At 64.9% G+C, this 7,648-nt stretch carries 7 protein-coding genes; 3 read left to right on the top strand and 4 right to left on the bottom strand.

The window, feature by feature from the left end:
• The first annotated feature begins 234 nt into the window (after positions 1-234).
• Entirely contained in the window at positions 235-1,698 is a 1,464-nt protein-coding gene (rng, locus tag AGI3411_RS25700; RefSeq protein WP_129530151.1) for a ribonuclease G, read from the top strand.
• 179 nt (positions 1,699-1,877) lie between these two features.
• Positions 1,878-2,579 (top strand): DUF3053 domain-containing protein, encoded by a 702-nt coding sequence (locus AGI3411_RS25695; RefSeq protein WP_129530146.1) that lies wholly within the window; start codon positions 1,878-1,880, stop codon positions 2,577-2,579.
• Positions 2,580-2,602: 23 nt separating this feature from the next.
• On the opposite strand, the gene AGI3411_RS30300 is transcribed toward AGI3411_RS25695, so the two are convergent.
• The gene (locus tag AGI3411_RS30300; protein ID WP_208748176.1) at positions 2,603-2,803 is read right to left on the bottom strand and encodes a PDC sensor domain-containing protein; all 201 of its coding nucleotides are present in this window, start codon (positions 2,801-2,803) and stop codon (positions 2,603-2,605) included.
• A gap of 64 nt (positions 2,804-2,867) precedes the next feature.
• Between AGI3411_RS30300 and AGI3411_RS30295 the strand changes: the two genes are divergently transcribed.
• Complete coding sequence (locus AGI3411_RS30295; protein ID WP_208748174.1) at positions 2,868-3,392, top strand: hypothetical protein; 525 nt, start codon at positions 2,868-2,870, stop codon at positions 3,390-3,392.
• A 136-nt stretch (positions 3,393-3,528) separates the two neighbouring features.
• On the opposite strand, the gene AGI3411_RS25685 is transcribed toward AGI3411_RS30295, so the two are convergent.
• From AGI3411_RS25685 to msbA, 3 genes are all read right to left on the bottom strand, one after another.
• Positions 3,529-3,759: a hypothetical protein gene (locus AGI3411_RS25685; RefSeq protein WP_129530145.1), complete on the bottom strand. Its 231-nt coding sequence runs from the start codon at positions 3,757-3,759 to the stop codon at positions 3,529-3,531.
• Positions 3,760-3,883: 124 nt separating this feature from the next.
• Positions 3,884-5,689, bottom strand: a complete 1,806-nt coding sequence (locus tag AGI3411_RS25680) for a monovalent cation:proton antiporter-2 (CPA2) family protein (RefSeq protein WP_129530144.1) — start codon at positions 5,687-5,689, stop codon at positions 3,884-3,886.
• Between the two features lie 180 nt (positions 5,690-5,869).
• Entirely contained in the window at positions 5,870-7,645 is a 1,776-nt protein-coding gene (gene msbA / locus AGI3411_RS25675; protein WP_129530143.1) for a lipid A export permease/ATP-binding protein MsbA, read from the bottom strand.
• Positions 7,646-7,648 lie beyond the last annotated feature (3 nt).

Below are 7,648 nucleotides of genomic sequence, written 5' to 3'. Positions count from 1 at the left end.
CCATGCAATGATTGCTTGCTTGGCTTCGGGGTTCAAACTGTCCGAACCGCGAAGGAGCGAGACTATAGCACAACTTTTCCGTGCCCCCATATTTGCCTTCTTACTTATATAGAGAGGCATAGATATAGAGGCGATGGCTGCATCCTGGCTTGCCTATGGAATGGGTACGTTTACTATTCGCCTTGTACGCCGCACCTACCTGGAGACGAGCACCCTATGCCCCCCGCCATCGCCCTGAGCGAAGATATCCTGATCAATGTCACTCCCTTCGAGACCCGCGTTGCGCTGGTGGAACAAGGGTCGGTGCAGGAACTGCATGTGGAACGCAGTATCCAGCGCGGACACGTGGGCAACATTTATCTGGGGCGGGTCGTCCGCGTACTGCCTGGCATGCAGAGCGCCTTCATCGACATCGGCCTGGAGCGCGCGGCCTTCATCCATATTGCGGACCTGCGCGAGAACCGGGGTGAACGCAGCCAGGGCCTCACGCCCACCCCCATCGAGAAGCTCCTGTTCGAGGGACAGACCATCATGGTGCAGGTGGTCAAGGATCCCCTGGGTACCAAGGGGGCCCGCCTGTCGACGCAGATCAGCATGGCGGGACGGATGCTGGTCTATCTGCCCCATGACCCGCATATCGGCATTTCCCAGAAGATCGACACCGAATCCGAACGCATCCAGCTGCGCGAACGGTTGCAGGCCCTGATGCCCGCCGATGAAAAAGGCGGCTTCATCGTGCGTACGCAGGCGGAAGGCGCCAACGACGAGGAACTGACGGCGGACCTGGAATACCTGCGCAAGCTCTGGACCAGCGTACAGGCGGCCGCGCGCACCCAGCCCGCCCCCGCCCTGCTGCACCAGGACCTGACCCTGGCTCAGCGCGTGCTGCGCGACATGGTCGGCCCCGGCACGGGCACCATTCTCGTGGACTCCCGCACGACCAGCGCCGCCATGCTCGAATGGGCGCGCATCTATACGCCGTCGGTCGTCGGCCGCATCCAGCATTACAGCGGCGAGCGGCCGCTCTTCGACACGGCCAACGTGGATGAAGAGATCTCGCGCGCCCTGTCCCGCCGGGTGGATCTGAAGTCGGGCGGCTACCTCATCATCGACCAGACCGAGGCGCTGACCACAGTCGACGTCAACACCGGCGGCTTCGTGGGCGGGCGCAACTTCGACGACACCATTTTCAAGACCAACCTGGAGGCGGCGCAGGCAATCGCCCGCCAGCTGCGTCTGCGCAACCTGGGCGGCATCGTCATCCTGGACTTCATCGACATGGAAGACCAGGAGCACCGCGAAACCGTGCTGGCCGAACTGAAAAAGGCGCTCTCGCGCGACCGCACCCGCATGACGGTCAATGGCTTCACGCAGCTGGGGCTGGTGGAAATGACCCGCAAGCGCACCCGCGATTCGCTGGCGCACCAGCTGTGCGAGCCCTGCCCCATGTGCGAAGCACGCGGCAACGTGCGCACGCCGCGCACCGTCTGCTATGAAATCCTGCGCGAGATCCTGCGCGAGGCCCGGCAATTCAACCCCAAGGAATTCCGCATCCTGGCATCCCAGGACGTGGTCGATCTATTCCTGGAAGAAGAAAGCCAGCACCTGGCCATGCTGGGCGACTTCGTAGGCAAGCGCGTGTCCCTCGAAGTGGAAAGCCGGTATTCGCAAGAACAATACGACATCATTCTCGTCTGACGCAGTAACAGGTCGGCGCCAGGAATTCACGTCATTGTGTATGGATTGTGTGTCTTAACGATTCGTTTGCAATGAAATTTGAAACCGATGGCGACGAGCGGGACGAGCCGATAAGCTGCGGGCGCTTTACGGGCCATGCCCCGCATGGCGCCCATTCTTTCTGCTTTCGGAGATTAATGATGAAGTCCCTATTCCGTCCGTTCCTGGTGCTGGCTGCGGCGCTGCCGCTCATGCTGGCCGCCTGCGGCAACCAGGAGCCCGAACAGCGTGCCGCGTTCACGCAGTTCCTGCAGACCCGCATCGTGGACAAGCCCGGCGTGCGCGTACCGCAGGCGACGGACGAGGAAAAGAAGTCCTTTGGCGACTACGCGGCCCACTATGCCGTGATCACCGACTTCAATTCCGGCATGGACGCTTCGGTGAAGCCGCTGCCCGGCATCATGCAAAAGGGCGCGGTGCGCTCGCTGAACGACATCGTGACCCGCCGCGACGACATCAAGGCGGTGCAGGTTTCGCTCAACGAGATGGGCGAGGCGCTGCTGGCGCAGCGCGCCAAGGCCGACACCGCGCATGCGCAACTCAAGCAGCCCGACGACCTGAAGGCCGTGTACGACAAGGCCTATGAAAAGACCGTCAGCCTGCCGGCCGACACGCTCCGCGACACGCTGCCGCAGCTGAACGCAACGTTCGACGCCAGCCTGAAGATCGCCGACTACGTCGCCGCGAATGCCGCGCAGATCGATATGTCCGGCCCGATCGTCAAGGTGCAGGATCCCGCCGTGCAGGCTGAGCTGAACAAGCTGCTGCAGGACCTGAACGCGCAAGCGAAGAATCTGCAGCAGGCGCAGACGCGCATGCAGGCAGTGATGATCGGCCGCTAAGCGGCCAGGGCCCGGCCGGCGTATCACTCGCCGGCCACCGCCACGCGGTTGCGGCCCGCTCTCTTGGCCTGGTAGATGGCGGCGTCCGCCGCCACGACCAGCAATGCGCGCCGCACCCAGGGCGCCAGCACTTCGTCGACGTCCATCGCCACATCGAGGATCAGCGGCGTGCCTTCGATGGTGGCGAACGTGTAAAGGCGGTTGATGCCGTCGGGCGACAACATGCCCACGAATGAGCCCTCGCGGCGGATCAGGAATTGCTGAAAATCCAGCCCCGCGCATGCGGCCGTGGTACGGCTTGCTGACGTACAGGCCCACGTCGTCGGCGTCGCGGTGCACCTGGAAGAAATCCCGGTCGGCGAAATTCACCGCGGGCGGGTTGAGCGACCCGGAGTGATAGCGGATATTGCCGTCCTTATCCACCACCACGATGGCGCCCAGGTACTCGGCGGCGGAGGAGCGGTCGAACAGGAAGCGATGCCGGGTTGCGCGTTCGATGCGCTCTATTCCGGGTTCGTCCAGGCGCTCGCTGACGCCTTGCAGCGACAGGTCATAGAAATGCACGGTACGGCCGATATCGCTGGACAGCACGCTCGTGATGTTCCACGCCGACACATAGGCGGCATTCCAGGTAACGCGCCGGTCGATCCAGAGCAGCGCGATGGCCGCGGCGCAGATGCCGGCCGCGACCAGCACCGCCAATACATACAAGGCGCGATGAACGACGCTGCGAGACTTCAAATACGACGCTCCTACGCAAGGGAGGTCGGGATGTCGCAGTCCATGCCTAATGGATATTCATCTTGCCGATGATGCCGTTCCCGGATCTGGCGCGCAAGGTCCGGCGCAAAATAGGGACACGATTCCTTGCCGGGCGGAATCCGCCCGAGGAAACGGCCGGACAACGGCCCGGCCGAGAGCACCGGACGCCAGACGTCCGGCGCGCCGCTCAGGACGCCACGGCCGCGCCGATGCGGAAGGGAAAGGCTTTGGCGCCCCGGGCCCTGTCGGTCTCGCGGTGCGCGCCGATCGACCACGCCGGCCCCGTGCTGCCGGTCTGCGAGAGCAGCTGGCGCATGGCGCCCGCCGAAAACCCGCAGCGCAAGGCCAAAGCCTGTCGCCGGGCCAGTTCTACACCAACAGCGTGCGGCGTCGTGGAAATCCGATCCGATTGCAGCATGGCAGCCCCCCCTGGCAAAACGCTCTTCATGGACGAAGAGTCGATGCGGATTAATCTACCTTAGTCATCGGCGCTTGCGCGTGAAATGATGCGTAACGTTGCGCATACAAAATGAAATAGTGATTCACGCCGATGGGCTGGCCGCCGTTTCGCCGGTTTCACGGTCGGGCTGGTCGTTTTTGCCGTCCGCGGGGCTGCTCATGTTGCCATACAGCAGCGACCTGCCGGCGAACAGCCCGCCTGCCACTTCCAGCTCGAAACGTTCCGTATCCCGCTTGCGCACGTCCTGCACTACCTCGGCGGCCTCTTCCACCGGTACCCCGATCACGCGCAGCGCGGCCTCGCCGAAGGCCAGCGCGGATTCGAGGGTTTCGCGGACCTGATAGTCCACCCCTTCCCGGGCCAGCGCCAGCGAATGGATACGGTCATAGGCGCGCACCGCCACCCGCACCAGCGGGAATTCCGCCTTCACCAGCTTGACCAAATGGTTGACCGAATGCGGATTGTCGATGCAGATCAGGATGACGCAGGCATTCTCCGCGCCGGCGGTGCGCAGCATGTCCACGCGGGTGCCGTCGCCGTAATAGACCTTGACGCCCCATTTGGCGGCCGCCCGGATCGCGTCGGTATCCGTGTCCAGAATGGAGACCGTCAAGCCGCGCGCCAGCATCGCCTGGGTCACGATCTGTCCGAAGCGGCCGAAACCCACGATCAGCACGCAGCCGTCCAGGTCCTTGGCCACGTCCACGCCTTCCATGGACGGCACCGGCTTGGGCAGTAGCCAGCGCAGCGCCAGCACGCACAGCGGCGTGAACGCCATCGAAATGATCACGACCGCGGTCAGCACCGCTCCCGTGTGCGCATCGAAAATGCCGGCGGCGGCGGCCGCCCCGTACAGCACGAACGCGAATTCGCCGCCCTGCGCCAGCAAGGCCGCGCGGGTCGTCGCCTCGGCGTGCGAGGCGCGCAACGCCCGCGCCACCGCATACACCCCCACCGACTTCACCAGCATGAACACAACCACCGCCGCCAGGATGAGCGGCCATTCACGCGCAACGGCCGACAGGTCCAGGGACATGCCCACGCCCAGGAAGAACAAGCCCAGCAGAATGCCGCGGAACGGTTCGACCTCGGCCTCCAACTGATGGCGGAAGGTGGATTCGGACAGGAGGACCCCGGCCAGGAAGGCGCCCATGGCCATGGACAGGCCGCCAAGCTCCATCAGCAGGGCCGCCCCCAGCACCACCAGCAGCGCGGCCGCGGTCATGACCTCGCGGGCGTGCGCCGCAGCCAGCAGCCGGAACAGCGGGTTGAGCAGCCACCGGCCCGCCGCCAGCAGGGCCAGGATGCAGCCCACCGCAATGGCCGCCTGCAGCCACGGATCGCCGTGTTCGGCGCCGCCGGACGGCGCCAGCAGGCTGGCCAGCGCCAGCAAGGGGACGATGGCCAGATCCTCCAGCAGGAGGATCGACACGATGCGCTGCCCTTGCGCGCTGGCGGCCTCGCCCCGTTCGGCGAGAATCTGCATGACGATCGCGGTGGACGACAGCACAAACCCCATCGCCGCCATGAAGGCCGCTGGTCCGGACAGCCCGGCCAGCAGGCCGACGCCCGTCAGGAGCGCCCCGCAGGCGACCACCTGCGCGACGCCCAGGCCGAAGATCTCGCCACGCAGCTTCCACAGCCGGGACGGCTGCATTTCCAGGCCAATGATGAAAAGAAACATCACTACGCCCAGTTCGGCGACGTGCAGGATGGACTTGGGATCGGAAAAAAACCCCATGCCGAACGGGCCGATGGCTAGCCCGGCCGCCAGGTAGCCCAGGACGGAGCCCAGGCCCAGGCGCTTGAACAAGGGAACCGCGACAACGGCGGCTCCCAGCAGGACGACGACGTTGACGAGCTGATTGCCTTCGGCAGGCAGAGACATGGAGCGCTCCTGGATGTACAGCGAGCCACGGCGCCCCGGCCGCCGCCCTGCCCACCATGGGCAAGGCGCCGCCTGGGGACCGCGGGCGTGATCCATTTTCCGGTAATCCGGCGGATTGGCAATCCGGAAATGCGACAGATGGAAAACGCGCCCGGCGGCCGCTGGGCGCGGTCGTGCGGGTCAGTCCTCGCGGAACTGCATCTTGTAGAGCGAGGCGTACAGGCCATTGGCGGCCAGCAGTTCGGCATGGGGGCCCTGCTCGACGATCTTGCCGGCGTCCAGCACGATGATGCGGTCGGCGTTCTGCACCGTCGACAGGCGGTGGGCGATGACCAGCGTGGTGCGGCCCTTCATCAAGCGTTCCAGCGAGGCCTGGACCTGGCGCTCGGATTCGTTGTCGAGCGCGGAGGTGGCTTCGTCCAGGATCAGGATGGGCGCGTTCTTGATCAGCGCGCGGGCGATCGCCAGGCGCTGGCGCTGGCCGCCAGACAAGCGCGCGGCGTTTTCGCCCACCGGAGTATTGAGGCCCTGCGGCAGGCCTTCGACGAATTCCAGGAGGTTGGCGGCCGCCAGCGCGTCACGCACTTTCTGTTCGCTGGATTTACCCAGCGCGCCATAGCCGACGTTGGCCGCGATGGTGTCGTCGAACAGCACCACGTCCTGGCTGACCAGCGACAGATGCGAGCGCAGGCTGCGCAGCGTGAGTTCGTCGATCGGCGTGTCATCCACCAGGATGGAACCGCTGTCGGCCAGCACGAAGCGCGGCAGCATATTGACCAGAGTCGTCTTGCCGCTGCCCGAGCGCCCCACCAAGGCCACCGTCTGGCCGGGCTCCACGGTGAAGGAAATGTCGTTGACCGTATCGCGGTCGGCATCCGGGAAGCGGTGCTGGACGTTGCGGAATTCCACCTTGCCGCGCACGGGCTCGGCCAGTTCCTTGGTGCCGGTATCGATTTCGGGCTTCTGGTCGATCAGCGTGAACACGCTTTCCGCCGATACCAGCATCTTCTGCATGCGGGCGGCGACGTTGGTCAGGCGCTTGATGGGATCGAAGATCTGGGCCAACGCCGCCATGAAGGAGGCGAAGCTACCCACGGTCAGCGCGCCGTGGTTGGCCTGGCTGAGCGCCACGGCGATCACGGCGCCGACCGAGATGGAAATGCAGACCTGGGTCAGCGGTGTCAGCGCGGCGTCCGCCGTGGCGGTGCGCATGGCGAAGCGGCGCAGGCGGCGGCTGACGAAATCGAAGCGGCCGCGCTCGACCTCATAGCCGTCGAACAGCTTGATGACGCGCTGGCCGTCGATGCCCTCGCCGACGACGCGGGTCAGCTCGGCGTTCATGTTGACGGTTTCGCGGTTGATGCGGCGCAGGCGCTTGATGAAGAAGCGCGAGATCAGCACCGACACCGGCAGCATGATCAGAATGATCAGCGTTAGCACCCAGGACATATACAGCAGCACGCAGATCAGGGCCACGACGACCAGGGTTTCGCGCACCAGCACCGTAATGACGTCGGTAGCGTAGCCGGTGACGTTGCCGGCATCGATGGTGAAGCGGTTAAGCAGGCGGCCGGTGTCGCCCTGCTTGAAATCGGCGTCCGGCAGGCCCAGCAGGCGCTCGAACATGTCCCGCCGCATGCCCAGCAGCACATTGTTGGCCACCCAGGCCAGTAGATAATCGCTGAAGAAGTTACAAATGCCGCGCAGCAGGATCAGGCCCACCACGGCCAGCGGCAGGGCCCACACATAGTAGGGTTTGGCTCCCGAAAAGCCGCCGTCCAGCAAAGGCTTCATAATGACGGCCAGGACGGGTTGCGTGGCGGCTGCGCCCGCCATCAGCAGGATGGCCAGCAACAAGCCCTTCCAGTAAGAGCCCACGCGGCTGTAGATCCGCCTCCAGAGTTCAGCTTTGACGGGTTGGGAACCCGCGGGCGCATTGCGTGCGGCAGAATTCAAAGG

This window comes from Achromobacter agilis (genome assembly GCF_900496965.1).
Classification (GTDB): domain Bacteria; phylum Pseudomonadota; class Gammaproteobacteria; order Burkholderiales; family Burkholderiaceae_B; genus Achromobacter; species Achromobacter agilis.
Note: the sequence above shows the minus strand (reverse complement) of the source record. Positions and strands in the feature narration are given on the sequence as shown.

Coding starts and splice junctions, on each gene's coding strand:
- AGI3411_RS25695 (WP_129530146.1), top strand. CDS start 1,878: ATGAAGTCCCTATTCCGTCCGTTCCTGGTGCTGGCTGCGGCGCTGCCG.
- AGI3411_RS30300 (WP_208748176.1), bottom strand. CDS start 2,803: ATGTTGTCGCCCGACGGCATCAACCGCCTTTACACGTTCGCCACCATC.
- AGI3411_RS25685 (WP_129530145.1), bottom strand. CDS start 3,759: ATGCTGCAATCGGATCGGATTTCCACGACGCCGCACGCTGTTGGTGTA.
- AGI3411_RS25680 (WP_129530144.1), bottom strand. CDS start 5,689: ATGTCTCTGCCTGCCGAAGGCAATCAGCTCGTCAACGTCGTCGTCCTG.